This window comes from Paenibacillus vulneris (genome assembly GCF_039543185.1).
GTDB lineage: Bacteria > Bacillota > Bacilli > Paenibacillales > NBRC-103111 > Paenibacillus_S > Paenibacillus_S vulneris.
In genome coordinates, this window is record NZ_BAABJG010000044.1 from 14,940 (window position 1) to 37,891 (window position 22,952).

22 protein-coding genes are annotated in these 22,952 nt (G+C 50.9%); 21 read left to right on the forward strand and 1 reads right to left on the reverse strand.

Features of this window, described 5'->3' with window-relative positions; all coding sequences use genetic code 11:
* Nucleotides 1–24 precede the first annotated feature (24 nt).
* The 17 genes from ABEA66_RS29160 (at nucleotide 25) to spoVM (ending at nucleotide 17,277) form a co-directional block, all read left to right on the forward strand.
* Nucleotides 25–1,932 carry a bifunctional homocysteine S-methyltransferase/methylenetetrahydrofolate reductase gene (locus ABEA66_RS29160; protein WP_345593196.1) on the forward strand — a complete coding sequence of 636 codons (1,908 nt, stop codon included), beginning with the start codon at nucleotides 25–27 and terminating at the stop codon, nucleotides 1,930–1,932.
* A 37-nt stretch (nucleotides 1,933–1,969) separates the two neighbouring features.
* Nucleotides 1,970–2,851, forward strand: coding sequence for a YicC/YloC family endoribonuclease (locus ABEA66_RS29165; protein ID WP_192705150.1), 882 nt, complete (start codon nucleotides 1,970–1,972; stop codon nucleotides 2,849–2,851).
* A 162-nt stretch (nucleotides 2,852–3,013) separates the two neighbouring features.
* A complete protein-coding gene (remA, locus tag ABEA66_RS29170; RefSeq protein ID WP_009672664.1) occupies nucleotides 3,014–3,274 on the forward strand; it encodes an extracellular matrix/biofilm regulator RemA in 261 nt (86 codons plus the stop codon).
* Nucleotides 3,264–3,884 carry a guanylate kinase gene (gmk, locus tag ABEA66_RS29175; protein WP_079910337.1) on the forward strand — a complete coding sequence of 207 codons (621 nt, stop codon included), beginning with the start codon at nucleotides 3,264–3,266 and terminating at the stop codon, nucleotides 3,882–3,884. Before remA ends, gmk begins: the two co-directional genes overlap by 11 nt.
* Before the next feature lie 2 nt (nucleotides 3,885–3,886).
* Complete coding sequence (gene rpoZ, locus ABEA66_RS29180) at nucleotides 3,887–4,102, forward strand: DNA-directed RNA polymerase subunit omega (protein WP_079910336.1); 216 nt, start codon at nucleotides 3,887–3,889, stop codon at nucleotides 4,100–4,102.
* Between the two features lie 59 nt (nucleotides 4,103–4,161).
* Nucleotides 4,162–5,373: a bifunctional phosphopantothenoylcysteine decarboxylase/phosphopantothenate--cysteine ligase CoaBC gene (gene coaBC, locus ABEA66_RS29185; RefSeq protein WP_079910335.1), complete on the forward strand. Its 1,212-nt coding sequence runs from the start codon at nucleotides 4,162–4,164 to the stop codon at nucleotides 5,371–5,373.
* On the forward strand, nucleotides 5,373–7,955 hold the full coding sequence (gene priA, locus ABEA66_RS29190) for a primosomal protein N' (protein ID WP_345593202.1): 2,583 nt from the start codon (nucleotides 5,373–5,375) through the stop codon (nucleotides 7,953–7,955). Before coaBC ends, priA begins: the two co-directional genes overlap by 1 nt.
* Nucleotides 7,956–8,053: 98 nt before the next feature.
* Entirely contained in the window at nucleotides 8,054–8,530 is a 477-nt protein-coding gene (gene def / locus ABEA66_RS29195; RefSeq protein ID WP_079910333.1) for a peptide deformylase, read from the forward strand.
* Nucleotides 8,527–9,486 carry a methionyl-tRNA formyltransferase gene (fmt, locus tag ABEA66_RS29200; protein WP_345593204.1) on the forward strand — a complete coding sequence of 320 codons (960 nt, stop codon included), beginning with the start codon at nucleotides 8,527–8,529 and terminating at the stop codon, nucleotides 9,484–9,486. The genes def and fmt overlap by 4 nt, the downstream gene beginning before the upstream one ends.
* A gap of 20 nt (nucleotides 9,487–9,506) precedes the next feature.
* Entirely contained in the window at nucleotides 9,507–10,886 is a 1,380-nt protein-coding gene (rsmB, locus tag ABEA66_RS29205) for a 16S rRNA (cytosine(967)-C(5))-methyltransferase RsmB (RefSeq protein ID WP_345593206.1), read from the forward strand.
* A 65-nt stretch (nucleotides 10,887–10,951) separates the two neighbouring features.
* Nucleotides 10,952–12,037, forward strand: coding sequence for a dual-specificity RNA methyltransferase RlmN (rlmN, locus tag ABEA66_RS29210; protein ID WP_079910331.1), 1,086 nt, complete (start codon nucleotides 10,952–10,954; stop codon nucleotides 12,035–12,037).
* Nucleotides 12,038–12,045: 8 nt separating this feature from the next.
* Nucleotides 12,046–12,831, forward strand: coding sequence for a Stp1/IreP family PP2C-type Ser/Thr phosphatase (locus tag ABEA66_RS29215; protein WP_345593400.1), 786 nt, complete (start codon nucleotides 12,046–12,048; stop codon nucleotides 12,829–12,831).
* A 6-nt stretch (nucleotides 12,832–12,837) separates the two neighbouring features.
* Nucleotides 12,838–15,069 (forward strand): Stk1 family PASTA domain-containing Ser/Thr kinase, encoded by a 2,232-nt coding sequence (pknB, locus tag ABEA66_RS29220; protein ID WP_345593209.1) that lies wholly within the window; start codon nucleotides 12,838–12,840, stop codon nucleotides 15,067–15,069.
* Nucleotides 15,069–16,004, forward strand: a complete 936-nt coding sequence (gene rsgA / locus ABEA66_RS29225; RefSeq protein WP_345593211.1) for a ribosome small subunit-dependent GTPase A — start codon at nucleotides 15,069–15,071, stop codon at nucleotides 16,002–16,004. Before pknB ends, rsgA begins: the two co-directional genes overlap by 1 nt.
* A 5-nt stretch (nucleotides 16,005–16,009) precedes the next feature.
* Entirely contained in the window at nucleotides 16,010–16,666 is a 657-nt protein-coding gene (gene rpe / locus ABEA66_RS29230; RefSeq protein ID WP_079910327.1) for a ribulose-phosphate 3-epimerase, read from the forward strand.
* A 6-nt stretch (nucleotides 16,667–16,672) separates the two neighbouring features.
* Nucleotides 16,673–16,930, forward strand: coding sequence for a hypothetical protein (locus ABEA66_RS29235; RefSeq protein ID WP_079910326.1), 258 nt, complete (start codon nucleotides 16,673–16,675; stop codon nucleotides 16,928–16,930).
* 266 nt (nucleotides 16,931–17,196) lie between these two features.
* Nucleotides 17,197–17,277, forward strand: a complete 81-nt coding sequence (gene spoVM / locus ABEA66_RS29240) for a stage V sporulation protein SpoVM (RefSeq protein ID WP_079910325.1) — start codon at nucleotides 17,197–17,199, stop codon at nucleotides 17,275–17,277.
* 119 nt (nucleotides 17,278–17,396) lie between these two features.
* On the opposite strand, the gene rpmB is transcribed toward spoVM, so the two are convergent.
* Nucleotides 17,397–17,585, reverse strand: coding sequence for a 50S ribosomal protein L28 (gene rpmB, locus ABEA66_RS29245; RefSeq protein WP_028550362.1), 189 nt, complete (start codon nucleotides 17,583–17,585; stop codon nucleotides 17,397–17,399).
* A 233-nt stretch (nucleotides 17,586–17,818) separates the two neighbouring features.
* On the opposite strand from rpmB, the gene ABEA66_RS29250 reads away from it, so the two are divergent.
* The 4 genes from ABEA66_RS29250 (at nucleotide 17,819) to recG (ending at nucleotide 22,932) form a co-directional block, all read left to right on the forward strand.
* The gene (locus tag ABEA66_RS29250; protein WP_079910324.1) at nucleotides 17,819–18,181 is read left to right on the forward strand and encodes an Asp23/Gls24 family envelope stress response protein; all 363 of its coding nucleotides are present in this window, start codon (nucleotides 17,819–17,821) and stop codon (nucleotides 18,179–18,181) included.
* An 89-nt stretch (nucleotides 18,182–18,270) separates the two neighbouring features.
* On the forward strand, nucleotides 18,271–19,989 hold the full coding sequence (locus tag ABEA66_RS29255; RefSeq protein ID WP_345593402.1) for a DAK2 domain-containing protein: 1,719 nt from the start codon (nucleotides 18,271–18,273) through the stop codon (nucleotides 19,987–19,989).
* Nucleotides 19,990–20,024: 35 nt separating this feature from the next.
* Nucleotides 20,025–20,876: a DegV family protein gene (locus ABEA66_RS29260; protein ID WP_079910322.1), complete on the forward strand. Its 852-nt coding sequence runs from the start codon at nucleotides 20,025–20,027 to the stop codon at nucleotides 20,874–20,876.
* A 1-nt stretch (nucleotide 20,877) separates the two neighbouring features.
* Nucleotides 20,878–22,932 (forward strand): ATP-dependent DNA helicase RecG, encoded by a 2,055-nt coding sequence (recG, locus tag ABEA66_RS29265; protein WP_079910321.1) that lies wholly within the window; start codon nucleotides 20,878–20,880, stop codon nucleotides 22,930–22,932.
* The last annotated feature ends 20 nt before the right edge of the window (nucleotides 22,933–22,952 follow it).

Sequence of the window (22,952 nt, forward strand, 5' to 3'; positions counted from 1 at the left end):
TGGGGAAAAGCGAGGCGGAAGATAATGAAGCTTGAGTTGAGAGAAGCGCTCCGTCAGCATATATTGGTCGGCGATGGAGCCATGGGGACTTATTTGTACCAATTGGGGTTTCCAGTTGGAATTTCCTATGAGGAATTGAATCTGTTAAAGCCGGATGTTATTATGGACGTCCATCGCCGTTATTACGAGGCGGGCGCGCGGCTTATTGAAACGAATACCTTTTCTGCCAATCGCGAAAAGCTGTCCAAGTACGGTCTGGAGCAGGACGTAGAGGCTATTAACCGCGCAGGTGTAGAGCTTGCCCGTAAAGCGGTTGGAGAAGATGCATACGTCGTCGGGGCGATCGGGTCGATACGAGCCGGAAAAAGAAAAAATGTGCGGACAACAAAGGTAAAGGAAGATTTGCGTCAGCAAATCGAAATACTGCTTGATACGCAGGTCGACGGTCTGCTTCTGGAATCGTTTTATGATCTGGAAGAAATGCTGATTGCGCTCAAAATCATTCGCAAGCTGAGCGACATTCCCGTCATCTGCCAATTTGCCACGGAAGGCACCGGGACGACCCATGACGGCGTGACGCTGCCGGAAGCCTTCGCCAAGCTGAAGCAGCATGGAGCGGACGTCGTCGGCTTTAACTGCCGAAGCGGTCCTAACGGCTTGCTCCGTTCGCTTGAAAAGGTGGCCGGAATGAGCGATCCGCTTCCGTTTTCGGTATTCCCGAATGCGGGAATACCGGATTATGTGGACGGGCGGTTTACGTATGCGGCGACACCGCAATATTTTGCCGAGACGGCGCTCAAGTTTGCCGATCTGGGCGTCCGGATCATCGGAGGATGCTGCGGTACGACTCCAGAGCATGTTGCTGCAATGGCGCAATCGCTGCATGAGTACACACCGGATGCGACAAAAGTGAGCCGCTTGCAGAACGCGGGGACTGTGTCGTCGGCAGAGCAAGAGAAATCGAAGGCGGCCGAGCTCCAGTTCGCACCGTTTCCGGATGGAGGAGCTTCCAATCAGGAGCCCAACATCGTGGAGCTGGTCAAACAGCGCCATACTGTCATTGTAGAGCTGGATCCTCCGAGGGATTTGGATATCACCAAATTTATGCAAGGCGCCCAAGCGCTGAAAGAAGCCCGCGTCGATGCATTAACGATGGCGGATAATTCCCTCGCCGTAACCCGGATGAGCAACTTGGCTCTCGGTTATTTGGTCAAAGAACAGACAGGCCTGCGACCGCTGATTCATATCGCGTGCCGCGACCGGAATATGATCGGAACCCAGTCGCACATGATGGGTCTCCACGCACTTGGAATCGACCATGTACTTGCTGTAACAGGCGACCCTGCGCGATTCGGCGATTTGCCCGGCTCCAGCTCGGTGTACGACTTGACTTCGTTCGAAATCATCCGTATGATCAAGCAGTTGAACGAAGGAGTCGCCTTCTCGGGCAAGGCACTGAAGAAGACGGCTAATTTTATTGTCGGAGCCGCATTTAATCCTAACGTCAAATATTTGGACAAAGCCGTCCAAAGGCTGGAGCGCAAAATTGAAGCGGGCGCGGATTATATTATGACGCAGCCTGTTTATAATGCGGAATTAATAGAAAAAATATATGAAGCGACGAAGCACTTATCCGTTCCTATTTTTATCGGAATCATGCCTCTGGCAAGCGGAGGCAATGCAACCTATCTCCATAACGAGGTGCCCGGAATTCAATTGTCCGACGACGTGCGTCAGAGGATGGGAGAGCTGAAGGGTGAAGAAGGCCGCGCTATGGGGGTACAAATCGCCAAAGAATTGCTGGATACGGCGATGAAATATTTTAACGGTATTTATTTGATGACGCCGTTCCTTTCCTATGAAATGACGGTACAGCTGACGAACTATGTGTGGGAGAAATCCGGCCGGGCAGTTTCCACTTGTACCCATTGACAAAATGAATTAATATAGAATAATGGATGTGAATGCCATGGTTCGCAGTATGACCGGATTCGGACAAGCAAATCGTTCCTTTGCGGGTTACCATGTTCAGATGGACGTGAAATCCGTCAATCACCGCTATTGTGAAGTGCAAGTCCGGATGCCCCGAGAATGGATGAAATATGAAGACCTCGTAAAGCGCGTCGTTCAGCAGGAAATCAAGCGCGGCCGCGTAGACGTATTTGTGTCGGTGGAGCGGAAGACGGATGCAGCCGGTTCCATGGAGATCAACTGGGTAGCAGCTGAGGCATATCGTTCGGCGGCCGATCAGTTGAAGGCGAAGTTCGGATTGGAAGGCTCATTGACGCTTCAAGACTACCTGCGCATACCTGAGCTGATAACATTCCGTGAGACGGATGAAGCAGCCGAAGAGGATATGGAGCGCGAATGGACACTGTGTGTCCAAGAAGCGGTTCAACAGCTCATCCAGATGCGTACCTTGGAGGGAGCCCATTTAGGGGAAGATACGCTGCAGCGCGTGCAGGCTCTGGAATTATACCTTGAGCAGGCGCGCCGATTATCGCCTCAGGCTGTGCAGGATTATGCTGTCAAGCTGCGTGCCCGAATTCAGGAGCTGATGCAGCAGCCTGTGATTGATGAAGTGCGGCTGGCAACGGAGGTAGCCGTGTTTGCGGACCGTGCCAATGTGGATGAAGAAATAACAAGACTGCTTAGTCATTTTCAGCAGTGCAGGCAGCTGCTAAGCTCGCCAGAGCCGATAGGTAGGAAGCTGGATTTTCTAGTTCAGGAAATGAATAGAGAAGTGAACACCATCGGCTCCAAAGCCAATCATGCCGGCCTTACCGCCATTGTAGTTGAAATGAAGGCGGAGCTGGAGAAAATGAGAGAGCAGATTCAAAATATTGAGTAACAACCACGTTTTGCGACAGCAGGCTTGGGTTATGCTTTACGATGTAGGCTTTACCTGTGGAGAAGCTCAGACGATGTTCATGAGTGCAGACATCCTTTTCAATATCATCTGCTGAGCTTACGATGTACTTCCCGTTCGGGAAAGCTCTTAGGAGGAAACAAGATGGCAATCAAACTTATTAATATCGGATTCGGTAACATCGTATCCGCTAACCGAATCATTTCCATCGTGAGTCCGGAATCCGCGCCTATCAAAAGAATCATCCAAGAAGCGCGCGACCGTCACATGTTGATTGATGCAACCTACGGCCGCCGTACGCGTGCAGTGATTATAACGGACAGCGATCATGTCATCTTGTCTGCTGTGCAGCCAGAAACGGTGGCCCATCGACTTTCTAATAAGGACGATGATCATGACGAGTAAGGAAAAGGGAATCTTAATTGTACTTTCGGGTCCATCCGGAGTAGGCAAGGGAACAGTATGCAAGGCGTTAAGACAATGCGCGCCCGAGCTGATCTATTCGGTATCCGCCACTACCCGCGAGCCAAGGCAAGGGGAAGTGGACGGAGTGAACTATTTCTTTAAGACGAGAGAGCAGTTCCAGAAGCTGATCGAAGAGGATCAGATGCTGGAATGGGCGGAATACGTCGGAAATTATTATGGCACCCCAAGAAAATTCGTGGAAGACACATTAAATGCCGGTAACGACATCATCCTCGAAATCGAAGTGCAGGGTGCGCTGAAGGTGAAGCAAAAGTTCCCGGAAGGCGTATTTATCTTCCTGCTGCCTCCTTCCATGGATGAGCTTGAGAACCGCATTGTCGGCCGGGGGACAGAGTCTGAGGAATCCATCCGCAACCGGATGTCGGTCGCCATGGATGAGATTCGTCTAATGGAGCATTATGATTACGCAATCGTTAACGATCGTGTGGAGAATGCCTGTTCCAGGATTCAGTCGATTATCGTATCAGAGCATTGCCGTAAAGAAAGAGTCGTTAATAAAATCAAACAATGGATGGCAGAGGTGAACTAAGCATGTTATATCCTTCAATCGATAAATTGCTGGACAAAGTAGACAGTAAATATTCGTTAGTAGTAGCGGCAGCCAAGCGGGCCAGAATGCTTCGTGACGGTTCCAAAACCGAGGTTCGCAACAAAAGATCGCATAAATTTGTCGGTCTGGCGCTGGAAGAAATTTATGAAGATCACATTTCTTACGAGAAGCTGCAAAATAAAGAATCAGTGAAGTAACCTTTACCAACAACCCTCGTGGTTGTTATTTTTTTCTCGAATATCGGGAGGTGGACCGGATGCTGAACGGTAAGACGATACTTTTAGGTGTCAGCGGAGGCATCGCCGCTTATAAAGCGGCTGCTATCTGCAGCAAGCTTAAGCAGGCAGGTGCGGATGTCAGAGTGATCATGACGGAATCGGCGACTCGCTTTATTGCGCCGCTGACCTTTCAAACGCTATCCCGGCATGATGTGATTGTGGATACGTTCGACGAGAAGGATGCATCGGTTGTTTCGCATATCGATTTGGCCGATCGCGCCGATTTGGTCGTTGTTGCGCCTGCAACGGCGAATATCATCGCCAAGATGGCTCAAGGTCTGGCAGATGACATGCTCAGTACAACACTGCTTGCAACGACGGCTCCGATCTTTGTTGCTCCGGCAATGAATGTACATATGTATGGCCATCCGGCCGTCCAGGCCAATATGCGTACGTTAGCCGATCGCGGGGTACGGTTTATTGAGCCGGGAACCGGACAACTGGCTTGCGGCTATGTCGGCAAAGGAAGGCTGGAGGAGCCGGAACAAATCGTTGCGGCTATCGAGCGTTTTTTTGCGGATCGTAAGCTGCTGCAAGGAAAGAAGCTGCTTGTTACGGCAGGGGGAACCGTCGAGCGGATTGATCCGGTACGTTACTTGACCAACGATTCCTCTGGGAAAATGGGCTTTGCCATTGCAGAAGCGGCCCGGAGTATGGGAGCGGATGTCACTTTGGTAGTCGGTAAGGCGTCGGCTGCGCTTCCTGAAGGAATTCGCACCGTGCGCATAGAGTCTGCCCAAGACATGCTGGAAGCGGTTGTGTCCAGAATGCCGGATACGGATATTCTTATTAAGGCTGCGGCTGTAGCCGATTATCGTCCTGCGGAGCAGGCGAAGCAGAAGATCAAGAAACAGGACGAGGAAATGACACTGAAGCTCGTGAAAAATCCGGATATTTTGCAGACAATCGGCAGTCTTAAGACGCATCAGTATATCGTTGGCTTCGCCGCGGAAACGGAACGCATTGACGAGCATGCTATCGATAAGCTGAAACGCAAAAACTGCGATTTGCTCGTCGCTAACGACGTGACTCAAGAAGGGGCTGGATTCGGCACGGACACGAATGTGGTTCGAATTTACGATAATAACGGACTGGTCGAGGCTCTTCCGGTCATGAGCAAGCTGGAAGTAGCCAGGAATCTGCTAGTCCATGTGGCGGAACGGATCAAGAAGGGAGATAAGGCGAACTGATGTACGCAAAAGTCATAGTGGACGTCCCGGCCAAGCAAACTAACCGCGCTTTCGATTATTTTGTTCCCGAAGCCATGCGGGAGTGGGTGGCTGTCGGAAGCCGGGTCGGCGTCCCGTTTGGCCCGCGCAAGCTGCAGGGGTTCGTCGTCGAGCTGCATCAACGATCGGATATTGATCCCGGTAAAGTAAAACCTATTGAAGAGGTTATGGATCTGTATCCCCCATTAACTCCGGATTTGGTTGCGCTGGCACATTGGATTAGCCAGACTTACCTGTGCAACGAAATCACCGCCTTGCAAGCAATGATTCCCGGCGCTTTAAAGGCCAAATATGAACGGCATGTGGCTGCGGCAGACACTTCAGTGATCCCGGCAAACGGCCAGCATGTTCTGCTTCTTCCGGTGCAGCAAGAGATTATCCGGTTTGTACGCGAAAAAGGTTCCGTAGAAATGGGAGCTCTTCTTCAAAAATTCAGCTCCTCCGGGGCTGAGATCAAGCAATTGATCGAAGAAGGACTTCTGATTGAAATGCAAATGATCAAAGACCGGATGGCAGCCAAAAAAGTGCTGACAGTGTTTCCGCCGGATGAGCCCGAACGGCTGCTGGAATGGGAAAGGGAACTGCCGGCAAGAGCGGGCAAACAAAAGGAAGTGCTGCTGTATTTGGCGGAGCACTCTTACCCGATCAAGCTAACGGAGCTATTGAATGAGCTCGGCATCAGCGCAAGTACGGTGAAGAGCCTGGCGGATAAGGGATGGCTTACCATTAAAGAGGTCGAAGTATTCCGCGACCCTTATGCACAGAGAAAATTCAACAGAACGGAGCCGCTGCCTTTAATGCCCGAACAGCAGCAGGTGTTCGGCAAAATCGCTCAGGCGGTCACAAACCATGAGCATAGAGTGTTTCTGCTTCACGGGGTTACCGGCAGCGGAAAAACAGAAGTGTATTTGCAATCGATTCAAACCTGCCTCGATCAAGGGCGGGAAGCGATCGTTCTCGTTCCGGAAATCTCGCTGACCCCTCAAATGGTGGAACGGTTCAAAGGACGTTTCGGCGATCTTGTGGCAGTGCTTCACAGCCGTCTGTCCCATGGAGAGCGTTATGATGAGTGGCGCAAAATCATGCTTAAGCAGGTACGCGTCGTCATTGGGGCCAGATCGGCGATCTTTGCTCCTTTTACCCAAATCGGCCTGATCATTATTGATGAAGAGCACGAATCTTCGTATAAGCAGGAGGAGAGCCCCAAATATCATGCCAGGGATGTCGCTGTCGCTCGCGCTTCACAGCACGATGCGGCAGTTGTCCTGGGTTCAGCTACTCCATCCCTTGAAAGCATGTACGGAACGCTGCCTGTATCGGCACCGGCGGTTCGCCAGCAAGCAGAAACGGTAGAGGTTCAAAGTCTGCCGCTTTTTGATGATGCGGAAAGTGCTTCGGATACGCCTGCCGTACAGCGTGTAAAAAACGATCGCGTCCGTTTTGAACTGCTGACGATGCATAATCGGGTTGAAGGAAGGCCTCTTCCCAAAGTGCAGATTATTGACATGAGGGAGGAGCTCCGAAACGGCAATCGCTCCATGTTTAGCCGCGGCTTGTATAAAGCGATTGAAGAACGGTTACACAAGAAAGAACAGATTGTTTTGCTGTTGAACCGCCGGGGATACTCCACATTCGTGATGTGCCGCACCTGCGGATATGTGGCTCAATGCCCGCATTGCGATATTTCTTTGACTTACCATCAAAGCTCGCGTGCGATCCGCTGTCATTACTGCGGGTATGCCGAGCGTGAGTTGACGGTTTGTCCGTCCTGCAGCAGCGAGCATATCCGGCATTTCGGTACGGGAACTCAACGCGTAGAGGAAGAACTCAGTAAACTGTTTCCGGGCATCCGGGTCATTCGTATGGATGTCGATACGACAACGGAGAAGGGCTCCCATGAAAAGTGGCTGACCATGTTCCGCAACCGGCAGGCGGATGTCCTGCTTGGAACCCAGATGGTAGCAAAGGGGCTTGATTTTCCTCATGTCACTTTGGTTGGGGCTTTGGCCGCGGATACGGTATTGAATTTGCCGGATTTCCGGGCGGCGGAGCGTACGTTCCAGCTGCTGACGCAGGTGGCGGGAAGAGCGGGCAGGCATGAGCTTCCCGGAGAGGTGTTCGTTCAGACCTATGCCCCTGAGCATTACAGCATTATCAGTGCCAGCAGGCATGATTATGCCAGCTTTATGGAGAGGGAAATGACGCTTCGCAAGGTGCATGAGTATCCTCCGTTTCACAGGCTGATACTGATCACGATGAGCCATGAACAGATCCCGTTACTGATGAGGACGGCGGAAGCTTTGGCTGGCCGGCTGAAGGAGCTTGCCAAGGAGCTGCACCCGCTTCCGGTTGAAATATTGGGCCCGGTCGCATCGCCCATTGCCCGAATCAAAGATAGATATCGATTTCAATGCATGATAAAATATCGTGGAGAAGCTACCATATCCGGACTTGTACGGCGTGCGGTATCCGCATTCGAGGATATGGAGAAGCAGCACAAGCTTACCATTAGCGTAGATGTGGACCCACAAGTATTGATGTGATATTCGTTCTTATCCCATACCATAGATTCAACAGATTCAACATGTGCATGTGATGACGTACTTTATCATCACCCTTACTTAAGAAAGGTGTGTTCCTAATGGCAATTCGTATTATTGTAAAAGATCCTGACCCGGTGCTTCGTGAGATCAGCAAGCCGGTGACCAAGATCAATGCTAACATTCATAAGCTGCTTAACGATATGGCCGATACGATGTACGACGCGGAAGGCGTTGGCCTGGCGGCACCGCAGATCGGCATATTGAAACGTGTAATCGTAATGGACGTCGGCGATGAGCATGGGCTGATCGAGCTTATTAACCCTGAAGTGATCGAGAAGGAAGGGGAGCAATTCGGTCCGGAGGGGTGCTTGAGTATTCCAGGGAAGACCGGCGATGTGCGCCGGGCTCAACGAGTGAAAGTAAAAGGACTAGACCGTGACGGCAATGAGATTGTTATTGAAGGGACGGATTTATTGGCCCGCTGCATCCTTCATGAGGTTGACCATTTGAACGGCGTTCTTTATACCGACCTTGCGGAAGCAATGTACCGCAATGAGCATGGTGGTGAATCATGAGAGTAGTCTTTATGGGGACGCCGGAATTTGCCGTACCGTCTCTTCAAGCCCTGTTAGATAACGGAATTAACGTTGTCGGCGTTGTGACCCAACCGGATCGTCCGGTTGGGCGCAAGCGTATTTTGACGCCTACGCCCGTCAAGGTTGAAGCGCTGAAGCATGGCATCCCTGTCCTGCAGCCCGAAAGATTAAGACGGCCCGAATCCGTCGAGGAGCTGAAGCAGCTGCAGCCCGACCTTATCGTAACGGCGGCCTATGGTCAAATCCTGCCTAAATCGGTGTTGGAGCTTCCAAAGCACGGCTGCATTAATATCCATGCATCCCTGCTCCCCAAATACCGCGGAGGCGCGCCTATTCACCACGCTATCATGAACGGGGACGAGGTTACGGGAGTGACCATCATGTATATGGCTGAAGGCCTGGATACCGGCGATATGATCAGCAAGGTTGAGGTTCGCATTGAGGATACGGATACGCAAGGCTCGATGTTTGAGAAGCTAAGCATTGCAGGGGCAAAGCTGCTGACCGAGACACTGCCTGATCTGATAGCGGGCCGAATCCAGGCGGTGCCGCAGAACGAATCAGAAGCGATATACTCGCCTAATATAACGAGGGAGCAGGAATCGATTGATTGGCATCAGCCTGCTTTGGCCATTTGGAATCAGGTTAGAGGGCTAAATCCTCGCCCGGGAGCCTATACGTTGTGGAACGGGGAAGTGTTGAAGATCTGGAGCTGCCGCAAGCCGGAGGCAGGACAAGCATCGCCCCGTACGGACACCAGCCAGCCCGGCACAGTAGTAAGCATGGGCGAAGAAGGGATCGTTGTGGTCACCGGCAGCGGAACCATCACGATTACCGAGCTGCAGCCTGCGGGTAAAAAAGCAATGGATGCGGCCCAGTGGATACGCGGCGGACAACTGGCCTTGGGAACCGTATTAGGCATTGCAGCGCAATAAAAGCAGGAGGATAACGCATAGTGAATAAAAGCAATGGGGCTAGCAAGAAAGCCGGCAACGGCAGTCAGCCGCAGCATGGAGGAAAATCGGCAGCAAAGACTGGTACAGCAAGAGAAGCTGCGTTAGACGTGCTCGTGCGTACAGAGCAGGACCGATCGTACAGCAACCTGCTGCTTCATCAGACGCTGCAAAAATACGGATTGGACAGAGCCGATGCAGGCCTGGCAACGGAGATTGTCTACGGGACTCTTCAACGCTTGAATACGATCGACTATTTTCTGGAGCGTTTTGTTGCCAAAGGTATGGCCAAGCTGCAGCCATGGGTAAGAAGCTTGCTGAGAATGAGCTTTTACCAAATGATGTATCTGGATCGAATCCCTGACCATGCCGTAGTTAATGAAGCGGTCAATCTTGCGAAGAAGAAGGGGCACCAGGGCATTTCGGGCATGGTTAACGGCGTGCTGCGCAACGTGATCCGGCAGAAGGATACGCTCACGATCCCGGATAAGCTGCCGCCAGTAGAACGGATCTCGCTGAAGCATTCCCATCCTGAATGGATGGTCAAGCGGTGGATTCGTCAGCTGGGAGAGGAGCGTACGGAGCGAATTTGCGAGGCCAACAATATGCCTCCCCGGGTCAGCCTTCGAGCCAATACCGCCAAGCTGAGCCGTGACGAATTGGTCGAGCGGCTGCGTGAAGCGGGCTATGAGGCGGAGCCATCCGAATTAGCACCTGCGGGAGTTGTGGTAAAAGGCGGCGGGAATATGGCCCTAACGCCTTGGTTCGCGGAAGGGCTTTTCTCCATACAGGACGAGAGCTCGATGCTCGTAGCGGAAGCCGTCGATCCGAGACCCGGGGACAAGGTGCTTGATTGCTGTGCCGCGCCAGGCGGAAAGACGATGCACATAGCGGAGAAGATGGACGATCAAGGAGAAGTATGGGCGTGCGATATTCATGAGCACAAGGAAAAGCTGATCCGCGAGCAAGCGGAGCGGCTGGGGCTTCAATCGGTTCGAACCCTTACCTCCGATGCCCGTAAGCTTAAGGAACGATTTGCGCCTGGCAGCTTTGACCGGATTCTGCTTGATGCGCCATGCTCCGGTCTTGGAGTGATTCGCCGCAAGCCAGATATGAAGTGGGCGAAGCAGGAGCAAGAGCTCGGCCCTATCTGCGAAATCCAGCATGAGCTGTTATCGGAAGTACACTCGCTTCTAAAACCTGGCGGTGTGCTTGTTTACAGTACCTGTACTATTGAGCACAATGAAAATGAAGGCATGATGCGCCGGTTTTTGCAGGAGCATCCTGAATTTGAACTGACGGAAGGCGGCATGCGGCAAATTTATCCCGATGAGCATCAATCGGACGGTTTCTTCATTGCCGCCATGCGAAAACGAGCGTAGCATCGAGAACTATGGTAAAATCAAACGTATGCATTGATTAATTGACAAACAGGTTGTGATAAACTTTGGAATCGACAAATAAACAAGAGCAGCAGTTGAACAGCAAGCCTTACGTCTACGACTTGTCATTGGAAGAATGGCAGGAGTGGGTGAAGGCTAATGGCGAGGCTGCTTTTCGCGCAGGGCAAATCTTCGATTGGCTCTATGTGAAAAGAGTATCAAGCTTCGAGGAAATGACGAATTTGTCCAAAACGCTGCGAGACAAGCTTACCCAGCAGTTTGATTTCGTTACCCTGACGGAAGTAGCCAAATACCAGTCGAAGGACGGTACGGTCAAGTTTTTGTTCGAACTGACGGATAAAAACGCCATCGAGACCGTTATTATGAAGCATAGCTATGGCAACAGCGTGTGCGTAACCACTCAGGTCGGCTGCAGAGTTGGCTGTACCTTCTGTGCATCGACCTTAACGGGGCTCAAACGCAATCTGGCACCCGGAGAGATTATCGCCCAGGTGGTAAAAGCCCAGCAGCTGCTTGATGCCACTGGGGAGCGGGTAAGCAGCATCGTTATCATGGGGATCGGCGAGCCGTTTGAAAATTATGATGCGATGATGAAGTTTTTGCAGGTGATGATTCATCCCAAAGGGCTGAATATCGGGCAACGGCATATCACTGTATCCACAAGCGGGATCGTACCGAACATTTACCGCTTTGCCGACGAACAGACGCAAATCAATCTTGCGATATCGATTCATGCGCCGAACGATAAGCTCCGTTCCAAGCTGATGCCGGTCAACCGCAGATTTCCTTTCGCTGACCTTATTGAAGCCTGTAAATATTACGTTGCCAAAACCGGCCGGCGCATTACGTTCGAGTACGCGCTTATGGGCGGGGTTAACGATCGTCCGGAGCATGCGGAGGAACTGGCTGAGGTACTTAAGCAGTTTCCTATGGCCCATGTCAATCTGATCCCTGTCAATTTCGTGTCGGAGCGGGATTATGTGCGGACGCCTAGGGACGATATCTTTACGTTCCAGCGTATACTAGAACGTAACAAAATTAACGCAACCATACGCCGGGAACAAGGAAGCGATATTGCTGCGGCATGCGGACAGCTGCGTGCCAAGCATATGGAGTCAGGTGCGAGGTGAGGAGAACCATGGTGAAAACGGCCAATCAAACGGATGTAGGGCGCGTCCGTATGGTCAATGAAGACCGTGCGATTGTTCAGGAAAATTTGAACGGTTTCGTTTTGGCTATCGTGGCCGACGGAATGGGCGGACATCAAGCGGGGGATGTCGCCAGTCAAATGGCTGTGGATATTATTCAGAGTGAATTGCAAAGCATTGCCCGCGATGCAACTATCGAGCAGCGGCGGGAGCTGGTTAAGCAAGCCGTGGAGCTTGCGAACCGGCAAATTTTTGATGTGGCCTCTGAGCGTGAAAACTACTACGGCATGGGTACGACTGTCGTTACTGTGTTGGCTGACACGCAGTCGGTCGTTATCGGGCATATCGGAGACAGCAGAGCCTACCGAATCAGCGGCGGCGCGATCGAGCAGCTGACGGAAGACCACTCTCTCGTCAACGAGCTGGTAAAGAACGGACAAATTACCCGTGAAGAGGCTACTCATCATCCCCGCCGGAATGTTCTGACTAGAGCTCTTGGTACAGAATCAACAATTGAAGTGGATATTCAGGATTTCAAGTGGCAAACCGGAGATGTACTGCTGATCTGCAGCGACGGATTAAGCTCTCTGGTTAGCAGTGAGCAGCTCTTAAGACTGGTCAATGGGGAAGAAGAAATTCTGGAGGATAAAGCTCAAAAGCTTATCAATGAGGCGTTGGAGGCAGGTGGCGACGACAACATTACCGTGGTGTTGGTCAGTAATGCCGCTGATTCGTTATCGGGAGAAGCGGAACATTTTGACGGTGAAACGGGGTGATGGTGAATGATAGGTAAGCAGCTGGGAGGCCGTTACGAAATTATCGAGCGTGTCGGCGGCGGCGGAATGGCTATAGTTTATAAAGGACTTGATATCTTATTACATCGGCACGTCGCCGTGAAAGTACTGCGCCAACAGTATGTACACGACGAGGAATTCATCCAGCGCTTCCGCAGGGAAGCACAGGCGGCGGCTTCGTTGTCTCACTCTAATGTGGTCAGTATCTACGATGTAGGTCAAGAGGAAGACATTCACTATATTGTGATGGAATACATCGAAGGCACGACATTGAATGAGCTGATCAAAGAAAAAGCGCCCCTGCAAGTGGAAGAGGCGGTCCATATCGCCAGCCAAATATGCGACGCTCTCGATCATGCCCATCACAATCAAATCATTCATCGCGATATTAAGCCTCATAATATTTTGATAGGCAAAAACGGCAGGGTCAAAGTAACTGACTTCGGTATTGCCCGCGCCGTGACCTCTTCCACGATTACTCAAACCGGTTCCGTTGTCGGATCTGTTCATTATTTCTCACCTGAGCACGCCAAGGGCACCTTTACGGGGGAGCAATCCGATTTGTATTCGCTCGGTATCGTGATGTATCAGATGCTGACCGGCCGGCTCCCCTTTCTGGGAGAAAGCCCTATAAGCGTAGCATTGAAGCATTTGCAGGAGGAAGTAGAAGATCCCCGCAAGGTCAATCCGCTTATCCCGCAAAGTGTGGAGAACATCATATTAAAGGCGATGCGCAAAAATCCGTCAGAACGCTATCGGTCCGCCAAACAAATGCTCGATGATCTGGATAGCTGCCTTTTGCCTCATCGGCGAAACGAAGCCAAGATTAATTTCCAGGATGAGGACGAGCTGGATGAGGAAAAAACCCGGATTATTCCCGCTATTCGTCCAGGTCAATACTTGGCCGAAACAGATGATGACGAGGAAGAGCAAGTTAAGCCGGCAGAACCGGCAGCGAACAGCGTCAAGAAGAAAAAAGCCTGGGTAAAACCGTTGATTTGGATCGTTGTTCTTTTGCTTGTGCTAGGCGCTATGTGGTATGCGGTTGGAGCCGTTAAGACCAAATTCACCGTTCAGGATGTGGACGTGCCTTACGTTGTGAATTTACCGGTAGCGGAAGCGCAGGCTAAAATAGCTGCCGCCCAGTTGGAGGCTGTGGTAGTGCAAGAAAACTCGAAGGAAGTTGCCAAGGATATCGTGATACGGCAAAATCCTCAGAACCAAAAGCTGAAGGTGCACAGCAAGGTAACGATCACGGTGAGCAAAGGAATCGAGAAACAGAAGATGCCGAATGTCGTTGGGGCCAAGCTGTCGGACGCCAAAACGGCTATTATGGCACTAGGCATTAGTGATGACAGGATCAAGACAGAGCAAGCGTATATCGATAGGGAACCGGGCACGGTTATTAAACAAACCCCTGGCCAGGATGAAGAGATCGATCCGGTTACAGGGACTGTGAGCCTGGTTATAAGCAAAGGCCGAGAGAGCATCTCCATGCCTGATCTGGTCGGTTTGACGGAAGCGGAAGCCAAATCGAAGCTTGCCGTTAACAATCTGAAGCTGGCGGCGGATGGGATTACCTATGAAACCAGCTATAAGCAGCCGAAAGGGAAAGTCATTACGCAGTTCCCTTATAAGTATAAAGATGAGGTTCCGCCTGGCACTGATATTAAGCTAATTATCAGTTCGGGCTATCCGGAGGAAGCAGGGCCTATGACGGTAACGGTGCCGATCAAGCCTGCGAAGGAGGGCAAAGCATCGACCATCAAAATATTGTTGAGCGATGCAGCGTACGATAACTTCGACTACAAGACGTTGACGAATGTGACGAAGGCAACCACGGCCGATGTCAATCTCGTCTTGGCTCCGGACAAAGATGCAACGATAAAGATCAAACAGGATAACGAAATATCGGAAATAATTACGGTGACTTATCAAGATTATCTTGCTTGGAAGAGCGGCAAACCGTTTAACCCGATTCCATCCGGGGGGCAAGGAAGCACTCCGCCAAGTAATTCGCCTACACCGACGCCTACGCCAAGTCCGGGGACAACCCCGACACCTTCGCCGACGCCTTCTGCCAAGACTAATGGAGCCGGCGGGGCAGGTAATGGCGGCGCGGCACAGGGAGCAAGCACCACCGGCAATGGCGGCACAAGCACAGCTACCCCTGCTGGTGCGCAGCCTAGTAATCCAAACAACACAGGAGGCAAAAATTAATGCCAGCCGGATTAATCGTAAAAGCGCTCAGCGGATACTATTACGTACTATCGGAAGAAGACGAGCTAATGACCTCTATTCAATGCAGGGCCCGCGGCATATTTAAAAAACGCGGGGTCTCCCCTTTGGTCGGAGATAGAGTGATTTATGAGCTGACGGAAAACGGTGAAGGGACGGTTACCGAAATTTTGCCGCGTACTTCGGAGCTGGTACGGCCTCCTGTCGCCAATGTCGAACTCGTTGTACTCGTATTCGCTGTAACGGAGCCTGCACTGAATTTGCAGCTGCTGGACAAATTTCTTGTACACACGGAGAGTGCCGGTTTGGAGACGATCATATGCTTGACGAAGCATGACCTGGTAGCGGACGACAAAGACCCTGAGACAGCGTCTCAAGCCCTTGGAGAAGGGGCTCAGGGCATTACGGAGATCGTCAGGTTATATGAATCGATCGGCTATCAGACGGTCGTTACAAGTGCTAAGCGTGGTATCGGAATAGAGCCGGTTTTGGAGCAGCTGGCAGGGCGGATCAGCGTGTTTGCCGGGCAATCGGGCGTAGGGAAATCGTCGCTGCTCAATGCGATGGTTCCCGGCCTTCAATTGGAGACCAATCAGATTAGCATGAAGCTGGGCAGGGGGAAGCATACGACTCGGCATGTGGAGCTGATCCGTTTAACGAACGGCGGCTTAGTTGCGGATACCCCCGGCTTTAGCCAGCTTGATTTTTTGCAAATCGAAGAAGCGGAGCAGCTGAGCTCCTGCTTTAGAGAATTCAGGGAGTATGCATCCGGGTGTAAATTCCGCGGCTGTCTCCATCTGCACGAGCCAGACTGCAAAGTGTTGGAGGCAAAGGAGAAAGGGGACATTTCCGAGTCCCGCTACGAGCATTACCTGCAATTTTTAACGGATATTAAAGAGAGAAAAAGGAGGTACTGATTCCCATGCTGAACATTGCGCCATCTATTTTATCTGCTGATTTTTCCAAATTGGGCGAAGAAATCGCCGATGTGGAAAAAGGGGGGGCAGATTGGATTCATGTAGATGTAATGGACGGTCATTTCGTGCCCAATATTACGATCGGACCTCTTGTAGTAGAGTCGATTCGACCACGGACGAAACTTCCGTTGGACGTACATTTGATGATAGAAAATCCGGATGCCTATATTCCGGCGTTCGCCAAGGCGGGGGCAGATCTGATTTCCGTGCATGTGGAAGCGTGCCGCCACCTGCACCGCACCTTGCATTTTATTAAGGAGCAGCAGGTGAAAGCGGGAGTTGTCCTAAACCCTGCCACACCGCTGTCCTCCATCGAGCATGTCATGGATGAACATTTGGATTTGGTACTCATTATGACAGTCAATCCCGGCTTCGGGGGACAGCAGTTCATTCCCGCAATGCTCCCGAAAATCGCCAAGCTTCGTGAAATGCTGAATGCAAGAGGGTTAGGACATGTGGACATTGAAGTGGACGGGGGCATTAATGCAGAAACCGCACGTCAGGTGGTAGACGCGGGAGCAAATGTTCTGGTAGCAGGCAGTGCCGTATTTAACCGCAGCGACCGTGCGGAGGCGATTCGCCAGATTCGAAGCGGGGTGTAAAAGCGGGTGAGATTTTTAACGGTATTGGGTTACAGCATTCTTTGCGCGCTGCTGCTTTGCTTATTTTCTCAGATCAACGATTTGTTAAAATATATTTTCTCGCTTGGAGCGTTAATCACCGGTGTGCAATTTTTTAAAAGACACGAGGAGCGCGGAATGAGAATCGCCTTCGTTGTGTCCACGATCGTTTTCTATTTTCTCTTTGCTGTCATCTATGCGTTATATGTAGCCGTCAAGACAGGCCAGGTACCCGCAGCGCCTTAATGGGTAGAATACATAAATCGGATGTCCCGGGAGCAGTCATATTCCGGAGAATCATCGCATAACATGGTTACAAAAGTTTAGGCTTTTGTAGCCTTTTTTTGTTCTTGCGGATCGGAATGGGATAGGCACGTTTTGCAAAGCTGCGGAATAGAATGAAGTATAATGACTTGGCTTTGTTCCGTTGACTGACTTGTACCGAAGCAGTTGTGAACACCGCTTGATTTCAAGCAGAAGCTTTGCTAGTGAAAACCGGAGGAGGGGTAGAAATGAAGTTTTACACAATCAAGCTACCGAAACTTATAGGCGGATTTGTTAAAGCTGTACTAAATACATTCAGTAAAAATTAAACCGCAGCATGAGCGTTACTAAAGCAGCCAAGAGGAATGGAATGGTGCTTGCGCCAGCGGCAATCAAACTAAAAAAAGCACCTGCGGCCAGGTGCTTTTTGTCTATCTGATGGTAAGAACTAGACACGAGTAACTTTTCCGGATTTCAAAGCTTTCGTGCTTACATAAACGCGCTTCGGTTTACCGTCCACCAGAATGCGAACTTTCTGAACGTTAACACCCCAAGTGCGCTTTGATTTGTTATTAGCGTGGGACACGTGGTTACCAGTACCTGGTCCTTTGCCAGTAATGAAACATTTGCGGGACATTGAAATACACCTCCTTAACAGCCTTGATGACGAACTACTTGTCTTCAAAAGCATTCTCCGTAAGAAAAACCTGTTAAAAAACACACTCAAATATCATATCACAATGGAATAAAAGCCGTCAACGCCGCGACGATGTTTTTAAGGGAGATTGTCCAAATTTTATTTATTTCTTTCGTTTGATATAGTAAAATGAGTTGTAGTCCATTCTAATCTATATCAAAGGAGCTGTAAAAATGGCTATCGAACTGGCTGCTGAATATGGCAAAGTATATATTACCGAAGAAGTTATTGCTGTACTCGCGGGTTCAGCTGCCCTGGATTGTTATGGACTTGTAGGAATGGCTTCCCGCAATCAATTGAAAGACGGTATTGCGGAGCTGCTACGCCGCGATAATTTAAGCAGAGGTGTCGAGGTTCGCAAAGACGCTGAGGGAGCGCTATCCATTGATCTATATATTGTCGTAAGCTACGGTACTAAAATATCGGTTGTGGCCCACAATGTGCAGACAAAGGTGAAGTACGTATTAAATGAAATTGTGGGGCTTCAAGTGGAGTCGGTGAACATTTATGTTCAGGGCGTTCGCGTGGCTCAGTAATGCCAAGAGGGCTGCGGTACTGTACGAAGCAGACCGCCGTTCGACTTCGCAGGGAGGGGAATGTTTTTTTGAGTAAGCGCTTAAATGTAATGGACGGGAACGACTTTATCCGTATGGTCGAGAGTGGTGCCCGGCAGCTAAGAGAAAATGAGAGCAACGTCAACGCACTCAATGTTTTTCCTGTTCCGGATGGAGACACGGGAACCAATATGAACTTAACTTTAACCTCAGGTGTAGAGGAGCTTCGCAGACGTCCTTCGAAGCATGTAGGCAAAGCGGCGGACGCATTAGCTAAGGGCCTCTTGATGGGAGCCAGGGGAAATTCCGGCGTCATTTTATCCCAATTGTTCAGAGGTTTCTCCAAGGCTGTGTCCGATATGGAGACTATCGATGCCGAACGCTTCGCGGCCGCATTGCAAAACGGCGTGGATATGGCTTATAAAGCCGTAGTGAAGCCTGTAGAGGGAACGATCCTCACGGTCTCGAAGGAAGCTGCCAGACAAGGTATAGCTTCCGCTAAGCGCACCACGGACTTATCGGCTCTGATGAAAGAGGTTTGGAAAAAAGGGAACGAGGCGCTATCCCGTACACCGGACATGCTGCCTGTACTAAAACAGGTAGGCGTCGTGGATGCCGGCGGGCAAGGGCTGATGTTTATATACGAGGGTTTTGTACAAGCGCTTGAGCAGTTGGCTGGAGGAGTGACGATTCCAGAAATCCCGGTTCAACCCGCTCAGGCCATAACAGAGGTTACAAAAAGCTTGACTTCTTCGGAAGCTTCAGCCATGCATCCGGTCCAAGCTCAGCTGGCGACCGAGGATATCGAGTTCGGATATTGCACGGAATTTATCGTGACATTGGACAGCCGTAAGCTTGCAGAGAATGCTTTTAACGAAGCCAGGTTCCGGGAGCGGCTCTCCGCGTTCGGCGATTCTCTGCTTGTAGTAGCGGATGATAACTTGGTTAAGGTACACATCCATGCCGAATATCCGGGCCATGTGATGAATTACGCTATGCAGTATGGGGATTTAAGCCGAATCAAGATTGAAAATATGCGTGATCAGCACTCCCACATCATTCATACAGATGCGGACTCCAACATTGCTCAGGCGGCGCCCGAGCCGAAAAGCGACAGCAGCAGGAAACTTAAACGCTATGGATTTGTTGCTGTATCCGCTGGACAGGGGATTTCCGATATTTTTACCAGCCTCGGCGTAGATCGGGTCCTCATGGGCGGGCAAACCATGAATCCAAGTACCGAGGATATTGTTAAAGCGGTGCAAGAGGTCAACGCTCAGACCGTCTTCGTTCTTCCGAACAATTCCAACATTATCTTGGCTGCACAGCAAGCCGTGGAGCTCGTTGAAGGGATCCAGACTGTGGTCATTCCGACGAAGACCATTCCTCAGGGGATTGCCGCTGTTATTGCGTATCAGGACAGCATGGCTCCCGAGGAAAATTCGGATCTGATGCAGCAGGCGATCCAGCAGGTTCAATCCGGGCTGGTCACCTATGCGGTTCGGGATACGCAAATAGATGAAATGAATATTAAGCAAGGCGATTATATCGGTATCCGGAACAACCATATTGTCGTGTCTGATTCGGATTTGCTCAGCTCCTGCCAAAAGCTGCTGGATAGTCTGCTGCAGAATGGAGCAGAAATTGTAACGGTTTATACCGGGGAAGAGGCCGACGAAGAGCAGACGGAGCATCTGGTGAAATATTTGGAAGAGCATTACAGCGATGTGGAGGTTGAAGTTCATTACGGCGGTCAGCCGCTGTACTATTATATTATTTCCACAGAGTAAGCAACTACGATTATTGAGTATTTGAGGTGAACTGATTGAGCCAGGTTCGAGTTGTCACGGACAGCACGGCCGATATTCCGGCGGATTTACGCAAAGCTTTGAACATAGAAATGGTTCCGTTAAAGGTTCATTTTGGTACGGAAACCTACAGAGATTCAGTGGATATAGGCTCCGAGGCTTTTTTCGAAAAGCTGGCTGCCTATTCATCGCTGCCTACGACCTCACAGCCATCCCCAGTGGAGTTTGTGGAGACCTACAAGCGTGTGGCGGCCGAATCGGGCGGCCCGATTATTTCTATTCATCTTTCCTCTCATATGAGCGGTACGTATCAGTCAGCGCTGCTGGCAAAATCCATGCTGGAGGATGAGGTCGATGTCACCATTGTCGATTCCCTGACGGCTTCTTATGGAATCGGGATGCTGGCTGTGATCGCGGCCGAGGCGGCTAGAGACGGGAAGAGCAAGGAAGAAATCGTGAGCATGATCGCTCGGATCCGCAAGGAGCAGAACATTTACTTTTTAGTAGATACGCTCGAGTATTTGCAGAAAGGCGGGCGGATCGGAAGAGCCGCTGCCTTGTTTGGGTCCCTCTTGAACATTAAGCCGATCTTATCCATATCGGATGAAGGTGAAGTCTACTCGGTAGATAAAGTGAGGGGACAAAAAAAGGCGATGGCGCGGATTATGGAGCTGATCAAATCGGATTATGGCGATAAATCTCTTCATGTCACGATCGCCCACGCCAATAATATTCCTTATGCTGAGGAGATGAGCGCGTTGATCAAAGAGCAATTTAGGATTGAAAGCCTGAACTATACGGTTATCGGGCCAGTCATCGGAACGCATGCCGGTCCCGGAGCCATAGCTGCGTTCGTCAGACCGGCATAGCATGTCAATAGATTTGTACAAAGTTCCGGTTAAAGAGGTGTACGGGGTCAAGGGCAAGAAGCCGGAGGAGCTGCTTGTCCTTGGCATTTCTTCTGTTGGCGAGCTGCTTGATTATTATCCTTTTCGATACGAAGACTATACGCTGCGCGATCTGACTGAGGCTAAGGACGGAGATAAAATCACGGTTCAAGGAACCATAGTCGGGGTTCCGCAGGTACAGATGTATGGACGAATCAAATCTCGTCTAACCTGCAAGCTTATGGTAGACAAGTTGTTTGTCACTGCCGTATGGTTCAATCGTCATTATTTGAAGGATCAGCTGCAAACAGGAGCGGACATTGTTTTGACCGGAAAATGGGATCCAAAAAGGCTGCATTTGACCGTATCGGAGTCCGAATTTCCGGGAAAAGGGACATCGAAGATCGGTACGCTGCAGCCTGTTTATTCCGTTACAGGCTCCATAACGCAAAAATGGATGAGGCAGACGATGAAGCAGGCTTTGACGCAGTACGGAGGGTTAATCCCGGAGGTGCTGCCTAAGGAGCTGCTGGATAAGTATGGTTTAATGCCGCGTAAGCAGGCGGTGGCGCTGCTTCATTTGCCCGAATCGATGGAGAACGGGCAGAAGGCTCGCAAACGGATGGTTTACGAGGAGCTGTTTTTATTTCAGCTGAAAATGCAGGCATACCGAGCGATCAATCACGACAGGGCAGACGGTGTGGCCCACCCTGTAGATTTGCCCGCAGTCCGCGCATTTGTACGGGCTTTGCCGTTTACCCTGACCGAGTCGCAAAAAAACGTGCTGGCAGAAATTTTGCACGATCTTCAACAGCCTTACTGTATGAACCGCCTGCTTCAAGGTGATGTTGGTGCCGGCAAAACAGTTGTTGCCGCAGCCGCTTTATTTGCTGTGGTGAAAGCAGGATATCAGGGAGCTTTAATGGTTCCGACGGAAATATTAGCGGAACAGCATAAGCGTTCCCTGGAACGCTTGTTCGAGCCTTACGGCATCCAGGTCGCTTTGCTGACAGGCAGCCTGACGGCCCGGCAGCGCAGGGAAGTTCTTGGAGCTCTTCAGCTCGGTATGGTCGATGTTGTTGTCGGTACCCATGCTTTGATCCAGGACGATGTCTTTTTCCGCAAGCTTGGCCTGGTCGTTACCGATGAACAGCACCGGTTCGGTGTTAACCAGAGAAGCGTGCTCCGGCGCAAAGGAATGAATCCGGATGTGCTTACGATGACCGCGACACCTATTCCAAGGACTCTGGCAATAACGGCGTTTGGTGATATGGATGTATCGACTTTGCGTGAGCTGCCCAAAGGCAGAAAGCCGATCAAGACGTATGCGGTAACTCACGATATGCTGGATCGGGTGCTTGGGTTTATCCGGCGAGAGGTCGCTGCGGGCCGGCAGGCTTACGTAATCTGTCCGTTAATCGAGGAATCGGAGAAGCTGGATGTACAGAACGCGATTGACGTCCATGCGCAAATCCAGTTTGCTTTCCCGGATTTACGAGTCGGGCTGCTGCACGGAAGAATGTCTCCCGCCGAAAAAGACGAAGTCATGCGCGAGTTCAGCGAAAATCGGGTTCAAGTGCTGGTTTCTACGACGGTGATCGAGGTTGGGGTAGACGTCCCGAATTCGACCCTGATGGTGGTCTATGACGCCCATCGCTTCGGATTGTCCCAGCTGCACCAGCTACGCGGACGGGTGGGAAGGGGCGAGCATCAGTCCTATTGCGTTCTTATAGCCGACCCGAAAAATGAAGTAGGGAAGCAGCGAATGAAAGCGATGACCGATACGAACGACGGATTCGAAATCGCACGAAGGGATCTTGAGCTGAGAGGCCCCGGGGACTTCTTCGGAACGAAGCAGAGCGGTCTGCCTGATTTTCGAATCGCCGATATGGTGACAGATTTCGAAACGATGGAGCAAGCCCGGGACGATGCTGCCGAGATCGTACGCAAGCCCGACTTTTGGACGGCAGCCGGTTATTCTATGCTTCATGAATTTTTGCGCAGGGAGCATATTTTCGATAGTGACTTATTGGATTAACACCTAATCTTGCTTACATA